Raw genomic sequence first — 26384 nt, 5'->3', positions numbered from 1 at the left:
TTGCGCAAAGCCTCATTGGCGGTCCCCTTGAGTGTGCTGCCTAACGTTCGAGGTGAGGCGGGGCCGACGGCAAGGCGCCCTGGCCGCGAGGCGGATGATAGCCCTGGACGCCTCGCGGCCAGGGCGCCTTGCCGTTGGGCCTCGCCTCTACCGAGGGGTTAGGCCTCGCTGCAGCCGACAAGACCTCCTGGTTCATTGGCGCAGGATCTTCTCCATCTCCCTTCCCTTGGCCAACTCATCAACGAGTTTGTCCAACTGGCGAATCTTCTTCATCAAAGGATCCGGCACCTGCTCCACACGTACCCCACACACTACGCCAGTGATCAGGTCGGTCTTCGGATGCATGGCGGGAGCTTGCGCGAAGAAGTCAGTGAAGCTGACTTTGTTGTCAATCTGCTGCTGGAGAGACTCTCGGTTGTACCCCGTAAGCCAGCAGATGATCTCGTCGACTTCTTGCCTCGTACGCCCCTTGCGTTCGGCCTTCTGAACGTACATTGGGTAGACCGCGGCGAACGGAGTGGCGAAGATGCGGTGCTCGGCCATGGGAACTTGCTGCGTTCTGGATGGTGCGGGTTCGGTTGCGAGGCCTAACGTTTGAGCTAACCGCGACCCGCGCGGCAAGGCGCTTGGGCGGCGCGGTGCAGCATAAGCCAAGGCGCCGCGCCGCCCAAGTGGCTTGCCGTGTGGGGTCGCGGCTGAGCGAAGGGTTAGGCAGCACGCTGAGGAAGACGCCAAAGGCTCGGGGCGAGTGACTTCTGTTCCCCGGCGCCTTAGCGCCGGCTGGGACCGGGGCCAGAGGTTGAAGAGCGCCGCGGCATTTCCAGAGCGGCCCGGCCTTAGACGGGCCGCGATGACGGGTAGCGGAGAGGAGCCCAGGTGTGCCACGGTGCAGGCCGGAGAAGCCGCAGAGGAGCAGCCGGAGCGCGTGTCTTTGCGGCGACAGCCGCAGGGCGAGGTGGAGGCCAACCAACGACCTTGCTCGTGCTGCCTAACGTTCGAGCTAACGCCGACCGCGGAGGTGGGACGGCTTGCCCGTGCGGTGCAGCATAAACCAAGGCGCCGCACGGGCAAGCTGGCCCGCCGTAGCGGGTCGGCGCTGAGCGAGGGGTTAGGCCTCACACGAGTTGCACGGGCGGTGGCGAGCCGACTTGAGGGAGCCCTTGGCGCGGGTAAGGTGCGCAGGCTCTGACGCCGTGCGAGCCCTGTGACTTGAAGTCGTGCGCCTGGGCACAGCCGAAGAGCGTGGGAGTTCGGTTATTGCGGCCTCCTGGCCGCTGCTTCGTGCGCCGCAGTGCTGCGAGAAGCCGCTGTAGCTTGCTTGGCGAAGCGCAGCGTCATGCGTGTGTTGGTGTGCAGGTCGTGGGCGATTGCCCGAGCGCTGAACTGCAGCCGAAGCGCGCAGATGGGGCCGTGATTGCATTTGGGCTGGTGAGGCCTAACGTTCGAGCTAACCCCGACCGCGTAGGCAGGTGTTGTAAGCCTGGTGCGTGACGATGCTACCGCTGGCACGGACCGGGCTTACAACGCCTGCCGTAGCGGGTCGGGGGCTGAGCGAGGGGTTAGGCCTCGCTCGGGGTAGGCTTGCGGCCCGCTCACTCTTGCGGGGGCTCACGGAAGAGACTTGAGATTCTTGCGGAGTACTCGTCCGGGTTCGCCTGCGCTCTGCCTGGTTCAGCATGCTTGACGATGTAGCCGGTGAAGTAGTGCATCAGGTCTTGAGCCTCGTCGCCGACGGCGGTCGCGTGACTTTCAAGTGCCTTCCATGCTTCGACAGATTCATCCTTCGGCCAACCGTTTTGGATGAACCATCTGTGAACGAGTAGGTGGCGATCCTCGATGTACTTTTCGAGCCTCGACTCGACGGTCGGATCGATGTTGCCTCTTGCCGACAGTTCTTTCACGATGTTTTTGAGCGGGTTCTTGTACGCCCCACCGGCCACATAGCCTCCGGTTTTCTGAAAGTACCCGGGTTGTACGTTCATCTTGAAGAACTCGTAGATGGGCGCGAGCGAGGCCTCGAAAACTTGGCACAGCCAGACTGCGCGGCCAACCGAAGCGAAGGCGGCGGTCATGTGATGGTTCATGCGAGGCCTAACGTTCGAGCTAACCCCGACCGCGGAGGCAGGCGGCGTAAGCCCGGTGACCGATGATGCTACGAACGGCGGGCGCCGGGCTTACGACGCCTGCCGTAGCGGGTCGGGGGCTGAGCGAGGGGTTAGGCAGCACTGCGATACACCGTGAGACGCTTACCGGCATGTTGAGTTACCTCGATTGCATGCCAGCCTGACCTTTGCAACAAAGACTCCGCAGTGCTGGTGCCGCAGTAGACATGCGGATACCCGAGGCGATGTGCATGCGTGAGCATTGCAGCGAGCAGACCAGCGCCGATGCCTTTGCCTCTGAGTTTTGGAGCCACGAATCCGGCTGAGGCCCAGGGTGACAGGTGCGCATGGCTCGGAATGGACTCCGCTTTTAAGGCGCAAGCTCCGACGGGCTTTCCGGCAAGGAATGCGACGAAGCCGATCGGAAGTGTAGTTTCTGAGGTAGCGAAGGCTCGGAGATCTTGGTCAATGTTGCCTTGGCCAGCGCTTCCGTACCACGCCGGCCACTCTGAGGCGAACCACTCGGCCAGAAGCGGAACAAGCGCGCGATGTCTGGCGAGGGGTTCAACGGTGAGCGCAGGAGACATCTCTTTGGTGCTGCCTAACGTTTGAGCTAACCGCGACCCGCGCGGCAAGGCGCTTGGGCGGCGTGGCGCAGCATAGACCAAGGCGGCACGACGCCCAAGCGGCTTGCCGTGTGGGGTCGCGGCTGAGCGAAGGGTTAGGCCGCACGCCGGACGCTGCGATGGCGGCGAACCGTGACCTTGGCTGAACCCTCAGCGCGGTGTAGCTGCGATGTGTAAGGCCTTCTTCGCCGCCGCTGAAGCCTTTCGTGGGCGGCACAGTTTGCTTCCCGGCGGCGAGACGACGAACTGGCTGACGCGAGGGCGAGGCAGCAAGAGGGCGAATCCCGCGCAGCGCTGACATGAACAGCGGAGTTCTTGGGCGCTCGCCGCGGAGCGCTTGGTGGCGTTGGCTTGCGTAAGCTTCGTGCGTTGACCGCTGGTCGGAGCGCGTATAAGCCGATGCCGGGATTTAAACGCGGCGGGCATCTCGGAACTCAGAGGTGGTTCGACTGCTCACGCCCGCTGTGTGCGGCCTAACGTTCGAGCTAACGCCGACCGCGGAGGTGGGACGGCTTGCCCGTGCGGTGCAGCATAAACCAAGGCGCCGCACGGGCAAGCTGGCCCGCCGTAGCGGGTCGGCGCTGAGCGAGGGGTTAGGCCTCACACGAGTTGCACGGGTGGTGGCGAGCCGACTTGAGGGAGCCCTTGGCGCGGGTACGGTGCGCAGGCTCTGACGCCGTGCGAGCCCTGTGACTTGAAGTCGTGCGCCTGGGCACAGCGGAAGAGCGTGGGAGTTCGGTTATTGCGGCCTCCAGGCCGCTGCTTCGTGCGGCGCATTGTTGCAAGAAGCTGCTGGAGCTTGCTTGGCGAAGCGAAGCGCAGCGCCGTGCGTGTGTTGGTGTGGAGGTCGTGGGCGATTGCCCGAGCGCTGAAGTGCAGCCGAAGCGCGCAGATGGGGCCGTGATTGCATTTGGGCTGGTGAGGCCTAACGTGTTTTCCACCCCACCCCCAAGTCCCCACCGGCATACACATGTGTGCAGCGGTGGACCGAGGTAGATGGATGCGTTGAACGCATGTATCTACTTTGCCACGATGCGTGCTTGCAGTTTCAGCAGATTCGCCAGCCTTTTGGGCATCAGCCACAGCCGTTGCCGGGCATCCCACTCTGCGCCCACGCGGCGTGCGAGATCTTGCAAGGCGAATTCTCTGGCGCCTATGCGCACATACACCCGGCGCTCCTGTCTCGCTTGAACCGGCGTCTTGCTGATCAGCAATTCCACCGTGGTGTAGCGAAAGCTGCCAGTGTCATCAATGCGGTGCCGCACGCAAACCAAAGCGTCGCCGAACTGTGCAGCCAGGCGCAGCGCACCGCGGGCGGTCACGGGCAATTTCTTGAGCACGCGCATCGACGCGGCTTCTGTGCCGGGCACCGGTTTCATCCGCTCGTTCCTCCCTGTCTAGCCGCCCGGCAATGGCGTGCGCTGCGCGCCGCGCGATGTCGCGGCCACCCCCACCCCCACCACCACCCCCAACGGCCACCGCCGAAGGCCCAGATCTCAAGCCAAGGCCCACTGGCGCAGTGGCCGTGGGGCGCTGCCGGCCGTGGCCGAGTTCGCGCGCCTGAGGTACAGCGCTCCAAGCGCACGCCACACCGCGCGTGAACCCAGGAACTGCGCAACACAGTCCCACCGCTGCCCACAAAAGCTGTATAAATATACAGCTTGCTGCCGATGAAGGCCAGGGCTCGCGGCGCAGACGGCCCCTCCCGCTGTCCCCCTCCGCTCTTCACCGCTCCCTTTTTTCCTCTGCACGCCAAGGTTCCAGGCGCCCGCCTGGTTTGGCCACCGCCACGGAGATGCCCATGCCCATGCCCCAGCCCCTGTCCAAGTCTTCCCGCAACCGGGCCCACGACGGCGGGATGCCAGGGCCCGCCAGGCACACCGCATCGCTCCAGCCGGCACCGCCCGCGGCGGCCATGCCGGCTTCGCGGCCGCCCGCACGGCCGCAGCCTCCCCTGGCCTGGCCCCCCGGCTTCCAAGCCGAGCAACCCCCCCGCCTGCTCGACGCCGTGCGCGCCCAGGTGCGCTACCGCCACTACAGCCTGCGCACCGAAGAGGTCTACGTGCGCTGGGTCCGCTCTTTCGTGCGTTTCCACGAGATGCGCCACCCGCTGGAACTGGCCCAACCCGAGATCGAGGCTTTCCTCGGCTGGCTCGCCACCGAGCGCAACGTCTCGCCCTCCACGCACCGGCAGGCGCTCTCGGCATTGCTTTTCCTGTACCAGAAGGTGCTCAACACGCCCGTGCCGTGGATGGACGACATCGGCCGGCCGCAGCAGCAGCGCCGTCTGCCCGTGGTGCTGGCGCAGGACGAGGTGCTGCGTGTGCTGGCGGTGCTTGACGAGATGCAGCACGCCGCGCCTTCCGGCGGCCCCGCCTTCTACGCCGCGCACGGTCTCTTCGGCCGGCTGCTCTACGGCACCGGCATGCGCCTGATGGAAGGGCTGCGTCTGCGCGTGAAGGACATCGATTTCCGCCAGCGCGCCATCATCGTGCGCGAAGGCAAGGGCGCGCACGACCGCCTCGTGATGCTGCCCGCCGCGCTGGAAGCGCCGCTGCGCGAGCAACTCGACCGCGTGCGCGCACTCTGGCAGGCCGACCGCGCCGCCGGCGCCGCCCCGGTGCAACTGCCCTACGCGCTGGATCGCAAGTACCCGCGCGCCGGCTTGTCTTGGTCTTGGTTCTGGGTCTTCCCGGGCGCGCAGCCTTCGCAAGACCCCCGCGGCGCCGGCGAGCGCCGTCACCATGTGCACGACCAGAGCTTCCAGCGCGTGTTCCGCCGCGCGCTGGATCAGGCCGGCATCGACAAGCCGGCCTCGCCGCACACGCTGCGCCACTCCTTCGCCACCCACCTGCTGCAGGCGGGCTACGACATCCGCACCGTGCAGGAACTGCTGGGTCACGCCGACGTCAGCACGACCATGATCTACACGCACGTGCTGCGCCTGGGCGGCGGCGCAGTGCGCAGCCCGCTGGATCATTTGGCGCCCACGGTTTTCAGCCCCGCGCCGGCATCGCCGCAGCCTGCGCCCCCGCGGGCGCGCGAGCCCGAGCCCTTCTACGCCCTGCCGTGTCTTCAAGCCCTGAGCCCAGCCCCCGCACGCCCCGCCGCAGCCCTCTGGCCGGCTTGAGCCTGCCCGGCTACGCCGAACTGCTGTGTCGCAGCAACTTCAGCTTCCTCGGTGGGGCTTCGCACCCCGAGGAACTGGTGGCACGCGCTCAGGCGTTGCGCTACACGGCACTGGCGATCACCGACGAATGCTCGCTGGCTGGCGCGGTGCGCGCCCACCTGGAGGCCGAGCGCCTGGGTCAGCCGCTGATCATCGGCAGCGACATCCGGCTGCAGCCCCAGGGCCGCCCGCCAACACCAACGCCAACACCAACACCCACGCGAACCTCAACGGCGGCGCCCGCCACCGCCACCTCCACCGATCAAGACGGCGATCCCGACGACCCGTTGCTCGCCTCCCCGCCCGAGCACCCGGCTGGCCCGCGCCTGGTGATGCTGGCGATGTCGCGCCGCGGTTACGCCAACCTCTCACACTGGATCACGCTGTGCCGGCGCCGCGCGCCCAAGGGCCAGTACCGCGCCGAGATGGGCGATCTGGAAGGCCGCGCGCCAGCCGCGCCCATGCTGGCCGGGCTGCCCGGCTGCCTGGCGCTGCTGGTGGTCACGGGCGCACTGCCGCAGCCGGCCGCCGAGAGCGCATCACCAGCGGCCGACCCTTTCCAGACTCTCTTCGCCCAGGCCCTGTGGCTCAAGACCTGGTTCGGCGACCGCGCCGCGCTGGCGGTACCGCTGCTGCTGCAGCCGCACGACGCGCTGCTCGTCGATGTCACGCAGCGCGTGGCCTCACTCACCGGCCTGCCGGTGGTGGCGGTGGGCGACGTGCGCATGCACGCGCGTTCGCGCAAGCCGCTGCTGGATGTGCTGCAGGCCACGCGGCTGCGCCGCACCGTGGCCCAGGCCGGCCTGGGCCTGGCGGCCAATGCCGAAGCCCACCTGCGGTCGCGCGCGCGCCTGGCGCGCCTGTACCCGGCCGAGTGGCTGCACAACACGCTGGCGCTGGCGGGGCGCTGTGCGTTTTCCTTGGGTGAACTCAAGTACGAATACCCGCGCGAGATCGTGCCCAGCGGGCACACGCCCACCACCTGGTTGCGTGCCTTGACGGAGCAGGGCGCCGCCAGCCGCTATCCGAACGGCGTGCCGCCGGCGGTGCGCGGCATGCTCGAGCACGAGCTCGCGCTCATCGGGCAGCTGCGGTACGAGGCCTACTTCCTCACCGTGGCCGACATCGTGCAGTGGGCGCGTGGCCAGGGCATCCTGTGCCAGGGGCGCGGCAGCGCCGCGAACTCGGCCGTCTGCTACTGCCTGGGCGTGACGGCGGTCGACCCCGAGGTGCACACGATGCTGCTCTTCGAGCGCTTCATCAGCGCCGAACGCGGTGAGCCGCCCGACATCGACATCGATTTCGAGCACCAGCGCCGCGAAGAGGTCATCCAGTACATCTACAAGAAGTACGGCCGCGAGCGCGCCGCGCTGACGGGCGTGATCATCAGCTACCGCCCGCGCAGCGCGCTGCGCGATGTGGGCCGCGCTTTGGGCATCGATCTCGAGCGCATCGAGGCCGTCTCGAAAAGCCAGCACTGGTTCGACGGCCGCGGCATCGCGCCCGAGCGCCTGCGCGAGAACGGCTTCGACCCCGAATCGCCCGTGTGCCGGCTGTGGATGGCGCTGACGCAGCAGCTCATCGGTTTTCCGCGCCACCTCTCGCAGCACCCGGGCGGTTTCGTCATCGCGCGCGACACGCTGTCGGAACTGGTGCCGGTGGAGAACGCCAGCATGCCCGGCCGTAGCGTCATCCAGTGGGACAAGGACGACCTGGATGCACTGCGCCTGATCAAGGTCGACATCCTCGCCTTGGGCATGCTCAGCGCCATCCGCCGCGCGCTCGATCTCGTGGGCGCCAAGCAGGGCCGGCCGCTGGCGCTGCACGAGATCCCGAAGGAAGACAAGGCGACTTACGACATGCTCAGCCGCGGCGACAGCCTGGGCACCTTCCAGGTGGAGAGCCGCGCGCAGATGGCCATGCTGCCGCGGCTGCGCCCCAAGGCGTTCTACGACCTCGTCATCGAGGTCGCCATCGTGCGGCCCGGGCCCATCCAGGGCGGCATGGTCCACCCCTACCTGCGGCGGCGCAACGGCGAAGAGCCGGTCGACTACCCGAGCGCCGAGGTGGAGAAGGCGCTGAAACGCACCCTGGGCGTGCCCATCTTCCAGGAACAGGTGATGCAGCTGGCCATCCTGGCGGCCGATTTCACGCCCGGCGAGGCCGACCAGTTGCGCCGCGCCATGGCCGCGTGGAAGCGCAAGGGCGGCCTCGGGCCTTTTCATGAACGGCTGGTGGGCCGCATGGTCGAGAAGGGCTACGAGCTGGCCTATGCCGAGCGCATCTTCAAGCAGATCGAGGGCTTCGGCGAGTACGGCTTCCCCGAGAGCCACGCCGCGAGCTTCGCGCTGCTGGTCTACGCCAGCGCCTGGCTGAAATGCCACCACCCCGATGCCTTTCTCGCCGCCTTGCTCAACAGCCAGCCCATGGGCTTCTACGCCCCGGCGCAGCTGGTGCGCGACGCGCGCGAGCACGGCGTGCGCGTGCTGCCGGTGGACGTGCGCCACAGCGCCTGGGCCAGCGGCCTGGAGCCCGAGGCCCCCTCGCCCGAAGCCCCCGGCGCGCACGGCGGCGGCCCGCTGCTGCGGCCGGTGCGCCTGGGGCTGAACCGCATCAGCGGGTTCGAAGAAGCCGCGGCAGCCCGCCTGGTGGCGGCGCGCGGCGAGGGCGCCTTCGCCAGCGCCGAAGACCTGGCGCGCCGCGCCCAGCTCGACGCCCACCAGCTCGCGCTGCTGGCCGAGGCCGATGCCTTGCGGGGCCTGGCCGGCCATCGTTTCGAGGCCGCCTGGGCCGTGGCCGGCGTGGACACGCGCGCCACGCCGCTGCTGCGCGAGACGCGCACGCAGGAGGCGGCAGCCACGCTCGCCGCGCCCGACCTCGCCACCACCGTGCTCAGCGACTACCGCCGACTGGGCCTGAGCCTCACGCAGCACCCGGTGGCGCTGCTGCGGCCGCAGCTGGCGGCTTTCAAGGTGCTGCCGGCTGAGGTGCTGCAACACTTTCCGCACGGCCGGCTGGCGCGGGCCAGCGGCATCGTCACGCACCGCCAGCGGCCCGAAACCGCGCGCGGTGTCGTCTTCGTGACGCTGGAAGACGACACCGGCAGCCTCAACGTCATCGTCTGGCCGCAGGTGGCCGAGCAGCAGCGCCGCGCCCTGCTGGGGGCCAGCCTGCTTACCGTCTTCGGCATCTGGCAGTGCCAGGGCGAGCCCGGGCACGAGGTGCGCCATCTGGTGGCCAAGACCCTGCTCGACCACACCCCGCTGCTGCAAGGCCTGGCCACGCACAGCCGCAACTTCCGCTAGGGCTGGCTCAACGCACGGGCGGCGGCGGCGGTGTCGTGGCTGCTGCTCAGCCGCAGCCGGCCCTGCTGCACGGCCTGCTGCGGCATCGCGCGCACCAGTGCGGCCAGCGTGGTGTGGGGCGTGTCGGGGCTGGCCTGCAGGCCCACCCAGGCGTTGCGGCCCAGGCGCTTGGCTGCCAGCAGGCCCATGTCGGCCACGTTGACGACGCCGTTCCAGTCCAGCGCCTGCGGGTGCTCGGCGATGAAGGGCCAGCAGGCGTGGCCGATCGAGACGCTCAGGCGCAGCGCGCGGCCATCGGGCAGGCGGAAGGGCGCCTCCGCCACGCCGGCGCGGATGCGCTCGGCCAGTTCGTCGGCGCGGGCGCGGTCGGTGTCGCGCGCCACCGCCAGGAACTCCTCGCCGCCCCAGCGCACGAGCTCGTCGCTCTCGCGCATCACCACCCGCAGGCGCTGCGCCAGCTGCACCAGCACGGCGTCGCCGGCCGCGTGGCCGTGTTCATCGTTCACGGCCTTGAAGTGGTCGACGTCGATCAGGAGGAACAGCGTGTCGGTGTCGGGGGCCGTGCGGTCCTCGCCCACATGGGTCTGGGCGCGGCGCAGGCTGGCGGCCAGCGCCGCCTCGATGTGCTCGGTGAGGAAGCGGCGGTTGTGCAGGCCCGTCAGCGGATCGCTGATGCTCGCGCGCTCGAGCACGCGCGATTTCTCCTCCAAGGCCCTGCTCTTCTCGCTGAGCGCCTGCGACAGGGCCTGCAGTTCCAGCGTGCGTTCGTGCACCAGGTGCTGCAACTGCACACGCCGCGTCTGCAGCAGCCGGGTGCGCGCATGCACCAGGCCGTAGACCAGGCCCAGCAATGCCAGCCCCGCCAGCAGCCGGAACCACAAGGTCTGGTGCCAGGCCGGTTCCACGCGCAGCAGCAGCGTGGCGGGCTGCTCGCTGAAGACGCCGTCGCGGTTGCTGCCGCGCATCTGCAGTCGGTACTCGCCCGGGGGCAGGTTGCTGTAGCTGGCCAGGCGGCGGCGGGCGTCGGTCTCCACCCAGTCCTTGTCCAGGCCCACCAGGCGGTGGGCATAGCGGTTGCGTTCGGGTGCCGAGTAATCCAGCGCCGCGTAGGCCACCTCCAGGCTGCGTGCGGGCGGCAACAGCACCAGCGGCTCGCCGGGGGGCGGCAGGGGCTGAGGCCGGCCGTCCACGCGCAGTTCGCTCACCACCACCGCGGGGCGGTGCCGCCAGGCCTGCAGCAGGTTCGGCCGCACCACCGACAAGCCGCCCGACGCGCCGAAAAGCAGTTCCCCGGCGGCCGTGCGCGTCGCGGCATTGGTCCAGAAAACGCCGTAGGCCACGCCCTCGGCACGGCGCAAGGCGCGCACGGCACCGGTCTCCGGGTCGACCACCGCCAGGCCGCTGTCGGTGCTGACCCAAAGCCGCCCCGCGTCGTCTTCCAGCAAGGCGTTGGTGTTGTCGTCGGGCAGGCCCTGGGCCATGCCCCAGCGGCGGAAGCGGGCTGGCGCCTGGCCATCGCCACCTTCCGTCAGCAGGTGCAGGCCGGCGCCGTAGGTGGCCACCCAGAGCCGGCCGCGGCGGTCGGTGTGCAGGGCGGCCACGAAGCCGCCAGCCAGGCCCTCGGCGGCACCGGCAGCGGCCGCGCTGGCCGCGATGCGCTGCACCTCGCCGGTGCCCGGGTCGTAGCGGTTCAGACCGTTGCGCGTGCCGATCCACAACGCGCCCTTCGGGCCCACGGCCAGTGCGCTGATGCGGTGGTCGGTGAGCTGCTGCTGGGGCTGCTTCAGCACGTGTTCCACACGGCCGCTGGCCAGGTCCATCGCCCAAAGGCCGTCGCTGAGCCCGCCTATCCACAGCCGCTGGCCCTGCCGCACCAGCGGGCCGATGCCGGCGTCGGCCGGGCGGCCCGGCCAGCGGATGCGCTGCAGATCGGGCACCTGGCCGGCGCGCGGCCGGGCGCGGTACAGGCCGCGGTAGTTGCCGATGTAGACGCTGCCGTCGGCGGCTTCCACCAGGCTCACGGTGGCGTCCAGCGGCAGCGCGTCCTCGGGGCGGCGTGCGTCGGGGCGCAGCACGCGCATGCGGCCGGTGTCGGGTTCGACCACCTCCACGCCCTGCGACAAGGTGCCCAGCCAGAGGCTGCCGTCGCTGTGCGCCATCAGCGCGGCGTAGTCAGCGCGGCCCGCCTGAGGTTCGGCCAGCGTCACGCGCGGTGTCACGTTCAGCACGGCGTCGCTGTTCGGGTCCAGGCGACCCAGGCCGCTGTAGGTGGCCGCCCACACCAGCCCTGAACTGTCGCGCAGCAGGGCGCGCACGTGGTCGTCGGGCAGGCTGGAGGGCAGCAGCGGCCGGTGCACCAGACGCCGCGTGCGGCCGCTGTCGGCGTGGATGACCACCACGCCCTGGCCCAGCGTGCCGGCCCAGATCTCGCCGGGCCGCGCCTCGATCAGCGTGACGACGCGGCGCGTCGCCAGCCCGCGGCCGTCGGCGTCGCGCTGGGTTTCCATCAGGGGCCGGAAGGCCTGGCCGTCGGCTTCCATCACGAAGACGCCGTGCCGGTTGGTGCCCACCCACAGGCGGCCTGCGCTGTCCTGCAGCAGGCTCTCGGGCCGTGGCGGCTGGGTCTGTTCGCGCGGGGTGCCGGGCGCCGCCAGCGCATCGGGCAGTGCCACCTCGCGGAAGGGGGCCTCGTCGCCGTCCTGCACGAAGAGCCCTTGCGTCGTGCCCACCCACAGGCGGTTGCGGCGATCGCGCAGCAGCGTCACGGCGCCGTCGCCACGCAGGCCGTTGGCCGCTGTCGGGCCCATGGGCACGCGCTGCACGCGGCCGCTGGCGATGTGGAGATGGTCCAGCCCGCCGTCGGTGGCCACCCACAGGCCTCCGCGGCCGTCATCGGACAGCGCCCGCACGCTGCCGTGGACCAGGCCCTGCGGTCCGACACCGATGCGCAGCGGCTGCGCTGCCCTGAGCCGCGGGTCGGGCAAGCCCACCAGGCCGGCGGCGTTGGTGCCGGCCCAGAGGCGGCCGCTGGCGTCGCGGAAGAGGGTCTGCACGACGTTGTCCGGCAGCAGCCCCGGGCTGCCGGGACGGTAGACGTGGCTGGTGAACTGGTAGCCGTCCCAGCGCGCCACGCCGCCCATCGTGCCGACCCAGAGGAAGCCCAGCGCGTCCTCGGCCAGCGCGATGCTCACGTCGTTGGGCAGGCCGTCACCCGGCCCCAGGTGCTTGAAGCCGTCGGCGGCCCAGGGCTGCCAGCGTTCCGAAGGCGGGGCGGCCGGGGCTGCAGCCTGGGGGGCCTGGGCCGCGGCGGTGGGTTGTGCCAGCGCTGTCAGCGCGCCCCACAGGCCCAGCAGGGCCAGCGCACGCCCCAGCGAGCGGACGCCCGCCTGCACGCTGCGGCGCTGCAGCAGGCGCGGGAAGGCGGGGCAGGGAGGCGGGGCGCGCATGACCGGCAGATTGTGTCGGAGCGCCCGCGGCCCCGAGACCCCGCGCCCCTGGCGCGCCCCGGTGCGCGGCGACAATGCGTGGCATGCAACACACCCTGGAATGGCTGCCCTCCGAAGGGCAGCCCGCACAACTGCTTTTGCTGCTGCACGGTTGGGGCGGCAACGGGGCCGACATGGCGCCGCTGGCGCAGGCCCTGCGCGCGGCCTTCCCGCAATCGGCCGGTCTGGCGCCCGATGCCCCGTTGCCGCATGAGGCGGCCGATGGCAGCCCCGGCACCGCCACCGCGCGCCAGTGGTACGCGGTGGCCGGCCTCACGCCCGAGAACTGGCCGCAGCGCGTGGACGCAGCCCTGCCCGGCCTGCACGATTGGGTGCGCGCGCAGCAGCAGCGCCTGGGCGTCTCGCCCGAAGCCACGGCGCTGGGCGGCTTCTCGCAGGGCGCGGTGCTGGCGCTGGCGCTGGCGATGCGGCACGACGGCCTCGCCGGCCGCGTGCTGGCCTTCTGCGGCTGCCTCACGCGCGTGCCCGCGGCCGCACCGCGGCTCACCACGCTGCACCTCTTCCACGGCGCCGACGACGAGGCCATCCCCGCCGAAGGCTCGCGCCAGGCGCTGGGGCATCTGGCAAAGCTGGACGGCGACGCCACGCTCGACATCGCCCAGGGCGTGGGCCACGTGCTGCACCCCGCGCTGATCGACTGCGCGCTGCACCGCCTGCGCAGCCACATCCCGCAGCGCACCTGGCGCGCGGCGATGGGTGCGGCGGCCGCTGCGCCTGACGCCTGACGACGACGCGCGCTGAACTCTCCCTCTCCCGCCCGCGCCGCCGGGTGCACGGCCTGCTTCCATGCTCTTCCTGCTCTCCCCCGCCAAGACCCTGGACTACGACACCCCGGTGCCCGCACCGCTGCGCCGCCGCGCCACCGAGCCGCTTTTCACCGCGCAGGCCGCGGGGCTGATCGAGGTGCTGCGCGGCCAGAGTGCCACGCAGGTGGCGGCGCTGATGGACCTCTCGGACAAGCTCGCCGCGCTGAACGTGGAGCGCTACGCCGCCTGGCAGCCGCAGGCCACGCCGGCCAACAGCAAGCCCGCGGTGCTGGCCTTTGCCGGTGACGTGTACGACGGGCTGCAGGCCGGCACCTTGGGCACGGCCGACCTCACCTGGGCGCAGCAGCACCTGGTCATCCTCTCGGGCCTGTACGGCGCGCTGCGCCCGCTGGACCTGCTGCAGCCCTACCGGCTGGAGATGGGCACGGCGCTGAAGACCGCCGTCGCGAAAGACCTCTATGGGTATTGGGGCGACACCGTGGCCGAGCACCTCAACGCGCTGCAGGCCGATGAAGACAAGCCGGTCGTCGTGAACCTGGCCTCGCAGGAGTACGCGCGCGCGGCCCTGCGCCCGGCGCTGCGCGCGCGTGTGGTGGAGTGCGTGTTCGAAGAGGTGCGCGACGGTGAGCCGCGCATCATCAGCTTCTTCGCGAAGAAGGCGCGCGGCCTGATGGCGCGTTACGCCATCGAGCAGCGCGTGCGCAGCGTGAAGGCGCTGCAGGCCTTCGACGCCGAGGGCTACGCTTTCGACAAGGCTGCGTCCTCTGCCGACCGGCTGGTGTTCCGCCGCAGCGCCTGAGCCCGTGCCCCTTCAGGCAGCGCCGGGCCTGAGCAAAAATAGCCGGATGTCGAGCACCGCCCCCCAGACCATCACCCCCGAGCTGCGCCAGTGGATCGTGGCGCAGGCCGAAGCCGGCTGCCGCCCCGACGACGTGCTGGCGGCCATGAAGGCCAGCGGCTGGGACGAAGACGTGGCCATCGAGGCCATGGAGATCACGCTGCGCCAGCGCCTGGACGAGCTGCACCCGCGCCCGCCCGACCCGCTGCTGCCGGTGCAGCCCGGGAAGCCCTTGCCCGAGCCGCGCCTGGAAGGCCGCACGGTGCTGAGCCTGAAGGACGGCCACCGCGTGCGCGTGCTGACGACGATGAAGCACCCGCGCGTGGTGGTCTTCGGCGGCCTGCTGACCGATGCCGAGTGCGAGACCTTGATGTCGCAGGCCAAGCCGCGCCTGCTGCGTTCGGAGACGGTGCAGAACGAAACCGGCGGCAGCGAGGTCAACGATTCACGCACCAGCGACGGCATGTTCTTCGAGCGCGGTGAAACGCCCCTGATCGACCGCGTGGAGAAGCGCATCGCCGAGCTGCTGCACTGGCCGCTGGACCACGGCGAAGGCCTGCAGGTGCTGCGCTACCGCCCGGGCGCCGAGTACAAGCCGCACCACGACTACTTCGACCCGGTGCACTCGGGCACGCCGCGCATCCTGGAGCGCGGCGGTCAGCGTGTGGGCACGCTGGTGGTCTACCTCAACACGCCCGAGGGCGGCGGCGCCACCACCTTCCCCGACGTGGGGCTGGAAGTGGCCCCGGTGCGCGGCAACGCCGTCTTCTTCAGCTACGACCGGCCGCACGTCAGCACCAAGACGCTGCACGGTGGCGCGCCGGTCACGGCCGGCGAGAAGTGGGTCGCCACCAAGTGGCTGCGCGAGGGCGTGTTCGTCTGAAGGCCTGATCAGCGCGTGATCAACGCCACGGCCAGCGCTGCGCCGGTGGACAGCGCGAGCGAGGCCCCGACCCCCAGCCCGTAGCGACGCCCGCCGGCCACGAAGGCCGTGAGCGTGCGGGTCAGGGCGTTCATGCCCACCGCCACCAGCGCCACCTGCTGCAGGGCGGCGGCGTCCACCGCGCCGCTGCCGTGGCGTGCTGCGGCAGCGGCCACGGGGGCGTGTGCATCGGCCAGCGCCGCCAGCGCGGTGCCCAGCAGCAGCCCGGTGTTGCCGAACTGGCGCTGCGCCCAGGCCACGCCCACGGCCACGGCGCCGAGCAGCGCGGCCACGGCCAGCGCCTCGCGCAGGCGCAAGGGGCCGTGCTCGTTGGCGCTGCTGGCGGCGGCCGCCTGCGGCAAGGCGCCGCCGGCCCAGGCGGCCCAGGCCGCCGTGCCAGCGGCCAGCAGCACGCCTGCCGCGGCGCTGGGCGCCACCGTGGCCAGCGCGGCCGGGGCCAGCGCCGTGCACAGCAGCGCCACCTGCACCCAGGTGGCGGCCGTGCTGAACAAGGCCCCGGCCAGGCAGGCGCGGGCCTGCGCCGGCTCGGTGCGCGCGCGGGCGCCCATCGAGGCGATGGTGGCCGTGCTGGAGACGAAACCCGAGAACAGCCCCGACAAGGCCAGCCCCGCGCGCGGCCCCAGCAGCCGCCAGGCCACGTGGCCGGCGGCCTGCAGCGCGAGGATGAGCACCACCGTCAGCATCAGCGTGCGTGGCGCCACGCCGCCCAGCCAGGGCAAGGGCGCGGCCGGCACCAGCGGCAGCAGCACCAGGGCCAGCGCGGCGAGCAGCAGCGCGTCGTGCAGTTCGGCCTGGCTCAGCAGCTCGGTGGCGAAGCGGTGCAGCTTCTCGCGTGCCGCCAGCAGCGCGGCCACCACCACCGCCGCTCCGGCGCCCAGGGCCGGCTGCTGCACCCCCAGCACGCCCACCAGGTAGGTGATGAAGAGCGCCAGCTCGGTGGTGAGGCCGGGGTCGGGCGCGGGCTGGCCGGGCGGGGCCTCTCGGCTCTTCCAGTAGGCCACGGCCGAGAGCAGCACCACCAGCAAGCCCCCCAGCGCCACCAGCAGCGGCTGGCCCAACGCCATGGCGATGCCGCCGCCCACCGCGGCCAGCGTGAAACTGCGGATGCCGGCGGCCGCGCGTGCGGCGCCGCGGCCCTTGCGCCGTTCACGCTCCAGCCCGATCAGCAGGCCGGCGCCCAGCGCCGCCGCCAGGCCGGTGGCGGTGCCGGCCGTGCTGCCAGCCACCGCCGCAAGCTCGGTGCTGTTCATGGCGCCCGGCCGGGGCTGCGCCTCACAGCGCCACGCAGGCGCCCAGCTCGGGCACCTCGGCGCGCCAGCCCAGTTGCTCTTGCACGGTGAAGCGCAGGCTGTCGGCGGCCTCGGGCTCGCCGTGCACCACCCAGGTCTGGCGGGGCGGGCGCGGCATCTGCTGCAACCAGGCCAGCAGCTCGGCGCGGTCGGCATGGCCGGAGAACCCTTCGAGCTGCTGCACCTCGGCGCGCACGGGCACGAGCTCGCCGTGGATCTTCAGTTCACGCTCGCCGGCCACCAGCTTGGCGCCGCGTGTGCCGCCGGCCTGGTGGCCGGCCAGCACGATGCTGTGGCGTGCGTCGGGCGCCAGGGCCTTCAGGTGGTGCAGCACGCGCCCGCCCGTGGCCATGCCGCTGGAGGCGATGATCACCGCCGGGTAGCGCGCGCCGGCCAGCCGCATCGACTGCTGGGCCGTCGTCACCGTGCGCACGCCGTCGCACAGCGACTGCACCTCGCGCCGGCTCAGGCGCAGCAGGGGGCCGAAACGGCGGTACAGCGCGGTCGCCTCGATGGCCATGGGGCTGTCGAGGAAGATGGGCAGTTGCGGCGGTATCGCGCCGCTGCGCTTGAGCCGCTGCAGCACCAGCAGCAGCGCCTGCGCGCGGCCCACCGCGAAGCTGGGGATCAGCACCGTGCCGCCGCGCTGCACGGTGCGCGTGACGATCTCGCCCAGGCGCAGCGGGCTGTCTTCGGGCGGGTGCACGCGGTTGCCGTAGGTCGATTCGACCAGCAGCACGTCGGCCTGCTGCGGCGGCTGCGGCGGCGGCATCAGCAGGTCGGTGGCGCGGCCCACGTCGCCCGAGAAACCCAGCACCGTGTGGCCGTCGTCCACGTTCACGGCGCAGGCGCCGAGCAGGTGCCCCACGGGCGTGAGGCGCACGCTGGCGCTGCCGATCTTCAGCGCACGCCCAGGCGGCAGCGGCACCAGCTGCGCCAACGCGCGCTGCGCATCGGCGCGGGTGTAGAGCGGCAGCGCTTTCTCGTGGCGGCTGTAGCCGTGGCGGTTGGCGCGGCGCGCGTCTTCTTCCTGCAGGTGGGCGCTGTCGAGCAGCAGCACCTTCAGCAGCTCGCAGGTTGCGGGGCTGGCGTAGACCGGGCCGCGGAAGCCGTGTTTCACCAAGGCCGGCAGCCAGCCGCTGTGGTCGAGGTGGGCATGGCTCAGCACCACGGCGTCCACACCCGGCAACTGCGGCGGCATCACCCAGTTGCGTTCGCGGTGCAGCTTGAAACCCTGGAAGAGGCCGCAGTCCAGCAGGATGCGGCGGTCGCCAGTTTCCACCAGGTGGCGCGAGCCGGTGACGCCGTCGGCGGCGCCGAGAAAATGCAGCTTCATGGGCGCTTGCCCTCCTGAGACCCTGCGTGATGCAGGCGGCCGTTGTCCAGCACCTGCACGCCGGCCGGGGCGGTGTGCAGTGCGTGCAGCAGCGCGCGGGCCACGGTCTCGCCGGCGATGGGCCGCCAGGCCGCGGGCAGCAGGCTTCCCAGTGGTGCCATCAGCGTCTGCGCCAGCGCTTCGGCGCGGCGCGGCGGCTGGCCCAAGGCGCTGCGATCACCGGTGAGCAGAGAGGGGCGCGCGATCAGCAGCGTCTCGAAGCCCAGGGCCGTGACGGCGGCTTCCATCTCGCCCTTCACGCGGTTGTAGAAGCCGCCGCTGCGGGCGCTGGCGCCCAGCGCCGACACCACCGCGAAGCGCCGCACGCCGCTGGCCTGCGCGGCGCGCGCGAAGGCCAGCACGGCGTCGAAATCCACCGCGCGGAAGGCGGCCTGCGAGCCCGCGGTCTTGATCGTCGTGCCCAGCGCGCAGAGCGCGGCATCGGCCGCGGGCAGGGCGGGCAGGGCGCTGAAGTCCACCACCAGCGGCTGCACGCCGGCGGGCGGTGCCGCCAGCGGCCGGCGCACCAGCGCGTGCAGCGTGCCCCCGGGCACCGCGGCTGCCCACTGCGCCATCACGGCTTGGCCGATGAGCCCGGTGGCGCCGGCCAGCAGCAGCCTCATGGGGCCAGCGCCGGGGAAGCCGGCTCGATCAGGTCCCAGGGGTTGCCCCAGCGGTCTTCGAAGACCACCACGCGGCCGTAGGCCTCTTGGCGTGGCGCTTCGCGCAGGCACACGCCGTGCTGGGCGAAGTGCGCCAGCTCGGCCGCGAAATCATCGGTGTGCAGGAAGAAGCCCACCCGGCCGCCCATCTGGCGGCCCACCAGCGCTTGCTGTTCGGGCGTGTTGGCGCGGGCCAGCAGCAAGCGGCCCCCGCCTTCGCGAGAGGGCGCCACCACCACCCAGCGTTTGCCCGGGGCCAGCGGCGTGTCTTGCAGCAGCTCGAAGCGCAGCGCCTGCGTGAACCAGGCGATGGCTTCGTCGTAAGCCTCTTCGTGCGCGGGCAGCAGCAGCGTGGTGAGGGCGAGGTGTCGGGCCATGGCCCGAGTGTGTCAGACCCCCAGCAAGCGGCGCGCGTTGTCTTTCAGGATCAGCGGCTTGACCTTGTCCTTGAAGCCGGCTTCGTCGAAATCCTTCATCCAGCGCTCGGGCGTGATGAGGGGGTAGTCGCTGCCGAAGAGCATGCGGTCCTTCAGCAGCGTGTTGGCGTACTGCACGAGCTGGGGCGGAAAGTACTTCGGGCTCCAACCGCTCAGGTCGATCCACACGTTGGGCTTGTGCAGCGCCAGGCTCAGCGCCTCGTCCTGCCAGGGCCAGCTGGGGTGGGCGATGACGATCTGCATGTCGGGGAAGTCGATGGCCACGTCTTCCAGCAGCATGGGGTTGCTGTTCTGCAGCCGCAGGCCGCCGCCGCAGCGCATGCCGCTGCCGATGCCCGAATGCCCGCTGTGGAAGATGGCCGGCAGCTTGTGCTCGGCAATCACCTCGTACAGCGGCCAGGCCATCTTGTCGTAGGGCAGGAAGCCCTGCACCGTGGGGTGGAACTTGAAGCCCTTGATGCCATGCTCGGCGATCAGGCGGCGCGCCTCGCGCGCACCCATCTTGCCTTTGTGCGGGTCGATGCTGCCGAAGGCGATCATCATGTCGCTGTTGGCCTGCGCGGCCTCGGCGATCTCTTCGTTGGGGATGCGGCGGCGGCCGAGCTGGCTCTCGCTGTCCACCGTGAACATCACCAGGCCGATCTTGCGCTCGCGGTAGTAGGCCACCGTCTCGGCGATGGTGGGCCGGCGGTTGCTGCCGAAGTACTTGTCGGCGGCGCGGTCGTACTCTTCGCCGTAGTTGTCGAAGGGGTTCCAGCAAGACACCTCGGCGTGCGTGTGGATGTCGATGGCGATGAGATCGTCGGCCTTCATGCGCTGTGTCCCGGCGGCGTGGAAATGGTTCGGCATCTTAACCATCTTGGGGGCGGTCGCGCTGAAGGCTTCCCCTGAGTACGGCGTTGGGGCGGCTGGCGATACTGCGGCGCCGCCCAAGACCCCGGAGCACCTTTTGCCCTCGAACCCCAGCACCACCGTCACCGTGCGCGAAGCCGTGCTTGCGCTGCTGCGCGGGTTCGGCATCCGCCACATCTTCGGCAACCCGGGTTCGACCGAACTGCCTCTGTTCCTCGATTTCCCGCCCGACTTCCACTACGTGCTGGGTTTGCAGGAAGGCGTGGTGGTGGGCATGGCCGACGGCTTCGCGCAGGCCACGCGCAACGCGAGTTTCGTGAACCTGCACTCGGCCGCGGGCGTGGGCCACGCCATGGGCAACATCTTCACGGCCTTCAAGAACCGCACGCCCATGGTCATCACGGCCGGCCAGCAGGCGCGCAGCATCCTGCCCTTCGACCCCTTCCTGCATTCGGCGCAGGCCGCCGAACTGCCCAAGCCCTACGTGAAGTGGAGCGTGGAGCCGGCGCGCGCCGAAGACGTGCCGCTGGCCATCGCCCGGGCCTACTACATCGCCATGCTGCCGCCGCGCGGGCCGGTGCTGGTGTCCATACCGGCCGACGATTGGGCGGTGCCAACTCAGCCAGTAGCCCCGCGCGCAGTGAGCACGGAACTGCGTGCCCAGCCCGCACTGCTGGCGCATCTCGGCGAGGCGCTGGACGCGGCGCAGCGCCCGGCCTTCGTCATCGGCGCTGCGGTCGACCGCGACGGCGCGTGGCACGAGGCCGTGGCCCTGGCCGAGCGCCACCGGGCGCGCGTGTTCGTGGCGCCGATGTCGGGGCGCTGCGGCTTTCCGGAAGACCACCCGCTGTTTGCCGGCTTCCTGCCGGCGATGCGCGAGCGCATCGTGCAGCGCCTGGCCGGGCACGATGTGGTGTTCGCCGTGGGCGCGGCGGCTTTCACCTACCACGTGGAAGGCTTCGGCCCGCACCTGCCCGAGGGCGCCACGCTGCTGCAGCTGACCGAAGACCCGCAGACGGCCGCCTGGGCGCCCACCGGCACCGCGGTGGTGGCCAGCGTGCGCAGCGGCCTGCAAGACCTGCTGGCGCGGCCGGTGCCCGCGGCCGTGCTGGCGCGTGAACAGCCTGCGCCACGCGCGCCGGTGCCGCGCGCCGAGCCGCCGCGCGAGGGTGAGCGCCTGGGCGTGGCCTGGGTGCTGCAGACCCTGGCCGCCCTGCGCCCGCGCGACAGCATCGTGGTGGAAGAAGCGCCCAGCGCACGGCCGGTGATGCACCAGCACCTGCCCATCCTCGAGCCCGAAACCTTCTACACGATGTGCAGCGGCGGCCTGGGCCACAGCCTGCCCGCGGCCGTGGGCGTGGCGCTGGCCGAGCAGCAGCGCGGCACGGGCCGGCGCGTGATTGCGCTCATCGGCGATGGTTCGGCCATGTACTGCATCCAGGCGCTGTGGAGCGCGGTGCAACTGCAGTTGCCCATCACCTTCGTGATCCTCAAGAACCGGCGCTACGCCGCGCTGCAGGAGTTCGCGCCGACCTTCGGCTTTGCACCCGGCGCGCCGCTGCAGGGTTGCGATCTGCCCGAGCTCGATTTCGTGGCGCTGGCGCAGGGCCACGGCTGCGCGGGTGTGCGCGTGGCGCGCGCCGAAGAACTGCAGCCGGCGCTGTCGGCTGCCCTGGCAGGCCCCCGCGCGGTGCTGCTGGAGGTGGAGGTGGCCTGAGGCCCCGCCATCGCATCTGGATTCCTCTTTCTTTCTCGAACCCAAGACTGGAGACAAGACGATGCAACGACAACACTTCCTGAAGGCCGCGGCCACGCTGCTGGCCACCTCGGCCCTGGGCCTGCCGCTCACGGCCTCGGCCCAGGGCGCGGGCCCCTGGCCCAACAAGCCGATCAAGCTGGTCGTGAACTTCCCCGCCGGCGGTTCGCCCGACACGGTGGCGCGTGCGGTGGCCACGCCGCTCTCAGCGGCACTGGGCGTGCCCGTGGTGGTGGAGAACCGCGCCGGTGCAGGCGGCATCGTGGGCGCCGACGCGGTGGCCAAGGCCGCGCCGGATGGCTACACCTTCCTGCTGTCCTCGGGCAGCGCGATGTCCATCGTGCCGCTGATCACGCCCAAGATGCCTTTCGACCCGAAGAAGGACCTCGTGCCCGTGGCTGCGGGCGCACGGCTGGAGCTTTTCCTGGTGGCCCGCGCCGACCTGCCTTTCACGAACTACGCCGACTTCGTCAAGTTCGTCAAGGCCAACCCGGGCAAGCTGACCTACGGTTCGCCGGGCAACGGCACCAGCCCGCACATCGCCGGCGAGATGCTGAAGTCGCAAGCCGGCTTCTTCAGCGTGCACATCCCCTACCGCGGTTCGGGCCAGGTGCTGCAAGACCTGCTGGGCGGGCAGATCGACTACACCTTCGACCCCGGCATCGCCTTCCAGCACATCAAGAGCGGCAAGCTGCGCCTGCTGGCCATGGGCAGCGCGCAACGCTCGCCGCTGTACCCGCAGACGCCCACGCTGGCCGAACTGGGATTGAAGGGCTTCGACACCGGCACCACGCACGGCTTCTGGGCGCCGGCCGGGACGCCGCAACCCATCGTCGACCGCGTGAACGCCGAGATCAACAAGGCGCTGCAGATGCCCGCCGTCGCCAAGGCCATCGAGGCGCTGGGCGCTGCGCCCACGCCCATGAGCCCGGCGCAGTTCGGGGCGGTGATCAAGGCCGATCTGGACCGCTACGCCGTGATCGTGAAGGAACGAAGAATCACTGCTGACTGATTGGTGCCCCCAAGCTCGCTGGCGCTCGCTACCCCCCGAGGGGGCCGTCCGCCAGCGGCCCGGCAAAGCCGGTTCCGCGGCGGGAAACTTGATAGGCCGCCTTTCGGGTTCAACCGGCTTGGATGGCCCGCCGGTAATCGCTGGGTGGCACGCCCAGGTGGGCGCGGAAGACGCGGCTGAAGTGGGCCATGCTCTGGAAGCCGTAGGCCAGCGCGATGTCGGTGATGCTGCGGCGCTCCTGCGCGCGGTCGCTCAGCGCCGCGCGGCAGGCCTCGATGCGGCGGCGCAGGATGTAGCCGGCCACGCCGTCGGGCTCTTCGGAGAAGGCGTTGTAGAGCTGGCGGCGGCTGCAGTTCAGTGCCAGGGCCAGGCCGTCGACGCTGAGTGCCGGGTCGCCCAGGCGCTCGGCCACGTGCTGCTTGATGCGCTCGCGCAGCGCCTCGCGCTGCGTGACGGCGGTGGTGTGGCCGGCCAGTTCCAGCATCGACAGGTGCACGAACTGCGTGATGGCGTCGCCAACGCCGGCCGCGGCGGCATCGCTCATCGTCGGCAGTTCGCGCCAGGCCGAGCGCATGGTTTCCAGCGCCATGCGCGAGACGCCGCCGCTGCCGCCCAGGCGGCGGGCCATCAGCGGGTCGATGGCCAGGCCGCGCTCCACCAGGCGCTGCTTGGGGATCATCACGATGAGGTGTTCCACGCGCACCGGGTTGGCCACGGCGTAGGTGTCGGTGGTGTCGTACACGCTCCACTGGTCGGGCGTGACCCAGGCCTCGCGGCCTTTCTGCTCCACGCCGGCACAGCCCACGTAGGGCGCCACGATCTTCAGGTAGGCGGCCTCGTTCTGGCGCGCCAGCGTGGCGTTGCGCATCACGCGGTGGCGGTTGGCTTCCAGGCGCGTGAGCACCACGTCGCCGGCGTGCAGGGTGCTCATGCGGCCGTCGAAGTCGGCATCGCCATACACATCGCTCTTCAGGCCATGGAAGACGCGTGCGATGCAATCGGCCCAGAAACCGCTGCGCTCGGCCGGCGCGACGGCGTCGGTTTCGGTGGTGAGGTCAGGGCGCAGCGGCATGGCGCGGGAGTGTCAGTCAATCGGGCCGGCCGTGGCAGGTGTGGGGGCGGGGGCTCCGGGAAAGTCCCAGGGCGGCTGCACAGATGAGCAAGTGCCGCTGCACGCGCGGACAAGCGGCGCCCGGGCCGGCTGCCCACAATGCCGCACCGGCCGGGCTGGCCGCCGCCAGGCCCACAGAGCCGCCCCGTTCACCCGTTGCAGGAGACAAGCCATGACCGACCGCGCAGACATCCCTGGCCTGAAGCGCCGCACGCTGGTTCAAGCCGCCGCCGCCGTGGCTGCTGCCCCGGCCGCCCTGGCCCTGCCCTCGCTGGCCCGCGCCCAGGCCGCGCCGGTGCGCGTGGGCTACGCCATCGCGCGCACCGGTCCGTGGACCACGGGCGCCCAGGTGAGCCAGGAGCCGAACTACCTGCTCTGGGCCGAGCAGCAGAACGCCGCAGGCGGCCTGAACGTGAAGGGCACCAAGCGCCCCATCGAGCTCATCAGCAGCGACGACCAGAGCAACATCGAAACCTGCGTGCGCACCTATGAAAAGCTCATGGGCAGCGACAAGGTCGACCTCATCCTGCCGCCCTGGGGCAGCAACGCGAACTTCGCCGTGGCACCGCTGGCCAACCGCTTCGGCTACCCCTTCCTGGCGCCCACGGCGCTGAGCCGCCGGCTGGCCGAGATGAAGCTGCCGTACTTCTTCCTGTTGCTGCAGCAGCCCAAGCCGATGATGGACGCGCTGGTGGACATGCTGAAGGCCAACGGCGTGAAGACCGTGGCCACCATCTACGTGGACGACCTTTTCGGCCTGGAGAACTACGCCGCGCTGAAGGTGGCCCTGGGCGGCAGCGGCATCCGCATAGTCGAGGACAAGAGCTACCCGCTGGGCGTGAAGGACCTCAGCCCGGTGCTGCGCAGCATCAAGGACAAGGCGCCCGACGCCTTCGTCGGCCTGACCTACCCGCCCGACACCATCCTCGCCAGCCGCCAGAGCAAGGAGATCGGCTTCAACCCGAAGTTCTTCTATGCGTCTGTGGGCACGGCTTTCCAGCTCTATCGCAACGTGATGCAGGCCGGTGCCGAGGGCGTGCTGGGTATGGGCAGCTGGAACAGCAAGACCAGCCCTGCGGCCAAGGCCTACTTCGACGCCCACGTGAAGAAGTTCGGCGCCGCGAAGGAACCCGACCGCTGGGCCAGCGGCGCCACCTGGGCAGGGCTGGAGATCCTCACCGCGGCGGTGGCCAAGGCGGGCCTGGACAAGAAGGCCATCCGCGACTACGTGGCCGGTACCGAGCACAACACCATCATCGGCAAGATCAAGTTCGCGGGCAGCGAGAACGTAGGCACGCCGGGAACGGTGGGGCAGTGGCAGAAGGGTGAGTTCGAGGTGGTGTGGCCGAAGGCGAATGCGACGGCGCCTTTGGTTCCCGTCAAGCCGAACTGGGTGTAAGGACTGCCGGGCACGCGGGCCTGCTGGTGTGCAGGCTCGGGCGTGCGGGGTGCCCTGCTGCGCTCATGTCCTCCGCCCCGGGCCTGCGGCCCAGGGCTCCCCCTTTACTTCGCTCCGCAGGGCACCCCACCCACCCGAGCCGCTGACAGGGTGGTGCGCCACCGTCACGCACCTGCGCTGCAGCTGGCCGCGGGTGCGGGGTGGCCCCTGGAGCGAAGTAAAGGAGGAGGGTCGGGCGCAGCCCGGCCCGGGGGACATGAGCGCAAGGGGCCACCCCGCGCCCGTGGCCCGCAAGGCAACACAACGGCAAGCCGACACGCTCACCAAGACCATCTCAAGCAGCAACCATGTCCTTCGGCTCCTGGCTAGAACTCATCGCCTCCGGTCTGATTACCGGCGGTGTCTACGCGCTCGTCGCCCTGGGCCTGAATCTGCAGTACGGCCTGATGCGCGTGCTGAACATCGCGCACGGCGAGTTCCTGATGGTGGGCGCCTTCCTCACGTGGACGGCGCACGTCACCCTCGGCATCTCGCCGCTGCTGATGGTGCCGATCTCCTTCGCGCTGCTGATGGCGCTGGGCATTGCCGTGCACCGGCTCACCTTCCGGCGCTTGACGCGCACCAGCCCCAACCTCGATGTCTTCGAGGCGCGCGGCCTGATGGTGAGTTTCGGCCTGATGTTCCTGGTGCAGAACTTCGCGCAACTCGTGTGGGGCGGTGACCTGCGCGGCTACGACTTCATGGCCGACCCGGTGGCCATCGGCGGTGCGCAGTTCAGCGCCAACAAGCTGCTGCTGCTGGCGCTGGCCCTGGCCTTCAGCGCGGCTTTGATCATCGTGCTGAAGAAAACGCTCTACGGCAAAGGCGTGCGCGCGCTGATGCAAAGCCCCACCGGCGCGCAGCTGGTGGGCATCGACACCGCGCGGCTGCACCCGTTGATGTTCGGCATCGGCATGGGCCTCTCGGGCGTGGCCGGCTGCCTGCTGAGCATGACTTACACCATCAGCCCCAGCATGGGCGAGCCCTACACCGTCACGGCGCTCATCGTCATCACGCTGGGCGGCTTCGGCAGCATGGCCGGGGCGCTGGTGGGCGGCCTCGCTTTGGGCGTGATCGAGGCCGTGGGCATGCACTTCACCAACCCCTCCCTCAAGTCGCTGCTGAGCTACGGCATCTTCATCGCCGTGCTGCTGTGGCGGCCCAACGGCCTCTTCACCCGCAAGTAAGGCTGTCGC

At 70.6% G+C, this 26384-nt stretch carries 20 protein-coding genes; 9 read left to right on the top strand and 11 right to left on the bottom strand.

What is annotated here, in order from left to right:
- Positions 1–192 precede the first annotated feature (192 nt).
- From EOE66_RS21430 to EOE66_RS21415, 4 genes are all read right to left on the bottom strand, one after another.
- Entirely contained in the window at positions 193–543 is a 351-nt protein-coding gene (locus tag EOE66_RS21430) for a DUF2200 domain-containing protein (protein WP_128230794.1), read from the bottom strand.
- A 1049-nt stretch (positions 544–1592) separates the two neighbouring features.
- The gene (locus EOE66_RS21425; protein WP_128230793.1) at positions 1593–2072 is read right to left on the bottom strand and encodes a hypothetical protein; all 480 of its coding nucleotides are present in this window, start codon (positions 2070–2072) and stop codon (positions 1593–1595) included.
- 143 nt (positions 2073–2215) lie between these two features.
- Positions 2216–2689 (bottom strand): GNAT family N-acetyltransferase, encoded by a 474-nt coding sequence (locus EOE66_RS22485; RefSeq protein ID WP_128230792.1) that lies wholly within the window; start codon positions 2687–2689, stop codon positions 2216–2218.
- A gap of 1058 nt (positions 2690–3747) precedes the next feature.
- Positions 3748–4107: a hypothetical protein gene (locus EOE66_RS21415; protein ID WP_128230791.1), complete on the bottom strand. Its 360-nt coding sequence runs from the start codon at positions 4105–4107 to the stop codon at positions 3748–3750.
- A gap of 536 nt (positions 4108–4643) precedes the next feature.
- Here EOE66_RS21415 and EOE66_RS21410 point away from each other — a divergent pair.
- A complete protein-coding gene (locus EOE66_RS21410) occupies positions 4644–5858 on the top strand; it encodes an integron integrase (RefSeq protein WP_128230802.1) in 1215 nt (404 codons plus the stop codon).
- Positions 5798–9202 carry an error-prone DNA polymerase gene (locus tag EOE66_RS21405; RefSeq protein ID WP_164885212.1) on the top strand — a complete coding sequence of 1135 codons (3405 nt, stop codon included), beginning with the start codon at positions 5798–5800 and terminating at the stop codon, positions 9200–9202. Before EOE66_RS21410 ends, EOE66_RS21405 begins: the two co-directional genes overlap by 61 nt.
- Here EOE66_RS21405 and EOE66_RS21400 read toward each other — a convergent pair.
- Positions 9199–12648 (bottom strand): ligand-binding sensor domain-containing diguanylate cyclase, encoded by a 3450-nt coding sequence (locus EOE66_RS21400; protein ID WP_128230789.1) that lies wholly within the window; start codon positions 12646–12648, stop codon positions 9199–9201. The genes EOE66_RS21405 and EOE66_RS21400 overlap by 4 nt on opposite strands.
- Before the next feature lie 83 nt (positions 12649–12731).
- On the opposite strand from EOE66_RS21400, the gene ypfH reads away from it, so the two are divergent.
- The 3 genes from ypfH to EOE66_RS21385 all read left to right on the top strand — a co-directional run bounded on the left by ypfH (position 12732) and on the right by EOE66_RS21385 (position 15196).
- Positions 12732–13433 (top strand): esterase, encoded by a 702-nt coding sequence (gene ypfH, locus EOE66_RS21395; protein WP_128230788.1) that lies wholly within the window; start codon positions 12732–12734, stop codon positions 13431–13433.
- Between the two features lie 61 nt (positions 13434–13494).
- Complete coding sequence (yaaA, locus tag EOE66_RS21390; protein ID WP_128230787.1) at positions 13495–14274, top strand: peroxide stress protein YaaA; 780 nt, start codon at positions 13495–13497, stop codon at positions 14272–14274.
- Positions 14275–14320: 46 nt separating this feature from the next.
- Positions 14321–15196: a 2OG-Fe(II) oxygenase gene (locus tag EOE66_RS21385; protein WP_128230786.1), complete on the top strand. Its 876-nt coding sequence runs from the start codon at positions 14321–14323 to the stop codon at positions 15194–15196.
- Positions 15197–15204: 8 nt separating this feature from the next.
- Here EOE66_RS21385 and EOE66_RS21380 read toward each other — a convergent pair whose 3' ends face one another.
- Genes EOE66_RS21380 through EOE66_RS21360 form a run of 5 tightly spaced genes read right to left on the bottom strand, consistent with a single transcriptional unit; the run spans position 15205 to position 19832 of the window.
- Positions 15205–16506, bottom strand: coding sequence for a DUF4010 domain-containing protein (locus EOE66_RS21380; RefSeq protein WP_128230785.1), 1302 nt, complete (start codon positions 16504–16506; stop codon positions 15205–15207).
- 22 nt (positions 16507–16528) lie between these two features.
- Positions 16529–17881: an MBL fold metallo-hydrolase RNA specificity domain-containing protein gene (locus tag EOE66_RS21375; RefSeq protein ID WP_128230784.1), complete on the bottom strand. Its 1353-nt coding sequence runs from the start codon at positions 17879–17881 to the stop codon at positions 16529–16531.
- Entirely contained in the window at positions 17878–18543 is a 666-nt protein-coding gene (locus EOE66_RS21370) for an NAD(P)H-binding protein (RefSeq protein WP_128230783.1), read from the bottom strand. The genes EOE66_RS21375 and EOE66_RS21370 overlap by 4 nt, the downstream gene beginning before the upstream one ends.
- Positions 18540–18959: a VOC family protein gene (locus EOE66_RS21365; protein WP_128230782.1), complete on the bottom strand. Its 420-nt coding sequence runs from the start codon at positions 18957–18959 to the stop codon at positions 18540–18542. Before EOE66_RS21365 ends, EOE66_RS21370 begins: the two co-directional genes overlap by 4 nt.
- Before the next feature lie 12 nt (positions 18960–18971).
- A complete protein-coding gene (locus tag EOE66_RS21360; protein ID WP_128230781.1) occupies positions 18972–19832 on the bottom strand; it encodes an amidohydrolase family protein in 861 nt (286 codons plus the stop codon).
- 136 nt (positions 19833–19968) lie between these two features.
- Here EOE66_RS21360 and mdlC point away from each other — a divergent pair, with 136 nt between their 5' ends.
- Together mdlC and EOE66_RS21350 are read left to right on the top strand one after the other, a co-directional pair.
- Positions 19969–21588 carry a benzoylformate decarboxylase gene (gene mdlC, locus EOE66_RS21355; RefSeq protein WP_245479133.1) on the top strand — a complete coding sequence of 540 codons (1620 nt, stop codon included), beginning with the start codon at positions 19969–19971 and terminating at the stop codon, positions 21586–21588.
- Between the two features lie 61 nt (positions 21589–21649).
- Complete coding sequence (locus tag EOE66_RS21350) at positions 21650–22639, top strand: Bug family tripartite tricarboxylate transporter substrate binding protein (protein ID WP_128230779.1); 990 nt, start codon at positions 21650–21652, stop codon at positions 22637–22639.
- A 109-nt stretch (positions 22640–22748) separates the two neighbouring features.
- Here EOE66_RS21350 and EOE66_RS21345 read toward each other — a convergent pair whose 3' ends face one another.
- Entirely contained in the window at positions 22749–23711 is a 963-nt protein-coding gene (locus tag EOE66_RS21345; RefSeq protein WP_128230778.1) for an AraC-like ligand-binding domain-containing protein, read from the bottom strand.
- A 211-nt stretch (positions 23712–23922) separates the two neighbouring features.
- Between EOE66_RS21345 and EOE66_RS21340 the strand changes: the two genes are divergently transcribed.
- Together EOE66_RS21340 and EOE66_RS21335 are read left to right on the top strand one after the other, a co-directional pair.
- Positions 23923–25149 carry an amino acid ABC transporter substrate-binding protein gene (locus EOE66_RS21340; protein WP_128230777.1) on the top strand — a complete coding sequence of 409 codons (1227 nt, stop codon included), beginning with the start codon at positions 23923–23925 and terminating at the stop codon, positions 25147–25149.
- Positions 25150–25496: 347 nt separating this feature from the next.
- Positions 25497–26375 carry a branched-chain amino acid ABC transporter permease gene (locus EOE66_RS21335; protein ID WP_128230776.1) on the top strand — a complete coding sequence of 293 codons (879 nt, stop codon included), beginning with the start codon at positions 25497–25499 and terminating at the stop codon, positions 26373–26375.
- Positions 26376–26384 lie beyond the last annotated feature (9 nt).

Origin of the sequence: Rubrivivax rivuli, from assembly GCF_004016505.1 — a bacterium.
GTDB classification, from domain to species: domain Bacteria; phylum Pseudomonadota; class Gammaproteobacteria; order Burkholderiales; family Burkholderiaceae_C; genus Rubrivivax; species Rubrivivax rivuli.
Note: the sequence above shows the minus strand (reverse complement) of the source record. Positions and strands in the feature narration are given on the sequence as shown.

Coding starts and splice junctions, on each gene's coding strand:
- EOE66_RS21430 (WP_128230794.1), bottom strand. CDS start 543: ATGGCCGAGCACCGCATCTTCGCCACTCCGTTCGCCGCGGTCTACCCA.
- EOE66_RS21335 (WP_128230776.1), top strand. CDS start 25,497: ATGTCCTTCGGCTCCTGGCTAGAACTCATCGCCTCCGGTCTGATTACC.
- EOE66_RS21410 (WP_128230802.1), top strand. CDS start 4,644: ATGCCGGCTTCGCGGCCGCCCGCACGGCCGCAGCCTCCCCTGGCCTGG.
- EOE66_RS21370 (WP_128230783.1), bottom strand. CDS start 18,543: ATGAGGCTGCTGCTGGCCGGCGCCACCGGGCTCATCGGCCAAGCCGTG.
- EOE66_RS21415 (WP_128230791.1), bottom strand. CDS start 4,107: ATGAAACCGGTGCCCGGCACAGAAGCCGCGTCGATGCGCGTGCTCAAG.
- EOE66_RS21375 (WP_128230784.1), bottom strand. CDS start 17,881: ATGAAGCTGCATTTTCTCGGCGCCGCCGACGGCGTCACCGGCTCGCGC.
- EOE66_RS21425 (WP_128230793.1), bottom strand. CDS start 2,072: ATGACCGCCGCCTTCGCTTCGGTTGGCCGCGCAGTCTGGCTGTGCCAA.
- EOE66_RS21385 (WP_128230786.1), top strand. CDS start 14,321: ATGTCGAGCACCGCCCCCCAGACCATCACCCCCGAGCTGCGCCAGTGG.
- EOE66_RS21345 (WP_128230778.1), bottom strand. CDS start 23,711: ATGCCGCTGCGCCCTGACCTCACCACCGAAACCGACGCCGTCGCGCCG.
- EOE66_RS22485 (WP_128230792.1), bottom strand. CDS start 2,689: ATGTCTCCTGCGCTCACCGTTGAACCCCTCGCCAGACATCGCGCGCTT.
- ypfH (WP_128230788.1), top strand. CDS start 12,732: ATGCAACACACCCTGGAATGGCTGCCCTCCGAAGGGCAGCCCGCACAA.
- EOE66_RS21380 (WP_128230785.1), bottom strand. CDS start 16,506: ATGAACAGCACCGAGCTTGCGGCGGTGGCTGGCAGCACGGCCGGCACC.
- EOE66_RS21400 (WP_128230789.1), bottom strand. CDS start 12,648: ATGCGCGCCCCGCCTCCCTGCCCCGCCTTCCCGCGCCTGCTGCAGCGC.
- yaaA (WP_128230787.1), top strand. CDS start 13,495: ATGCTCTTCCTGCTCTCCCCCGCCAAGACCCTGGACTACGACACCCCG.
- EOE66_RS21340 (WP_128230777.1), top strand. CDS start 23,923: ATGACCGACCGCGCAGACATCCCTGGCCTGAAGCGCCGCACGCTGGTT.
- EOE66_RS21365 (WP_128230782.1), bottom strand. CDS start 18,959: ATGGCCCGACACCTCGCCCTCACCACGCTGCTGCTGCCCGCGCACGAA.
- EOE66_RS21360 (WP_128230781.1), bottom strand. CDS start 19,832: ATGAAGGCCGACGATCTCATCGCCATCGACATCCACACGCACGCCGAG.
- EOE66_RS21350 (WP_128230779.1), top strand. CDS start 21,650: ATGCAACGACAACACTTCCTGAAGGCCGCGGCCACGCTGCTGGCCACC.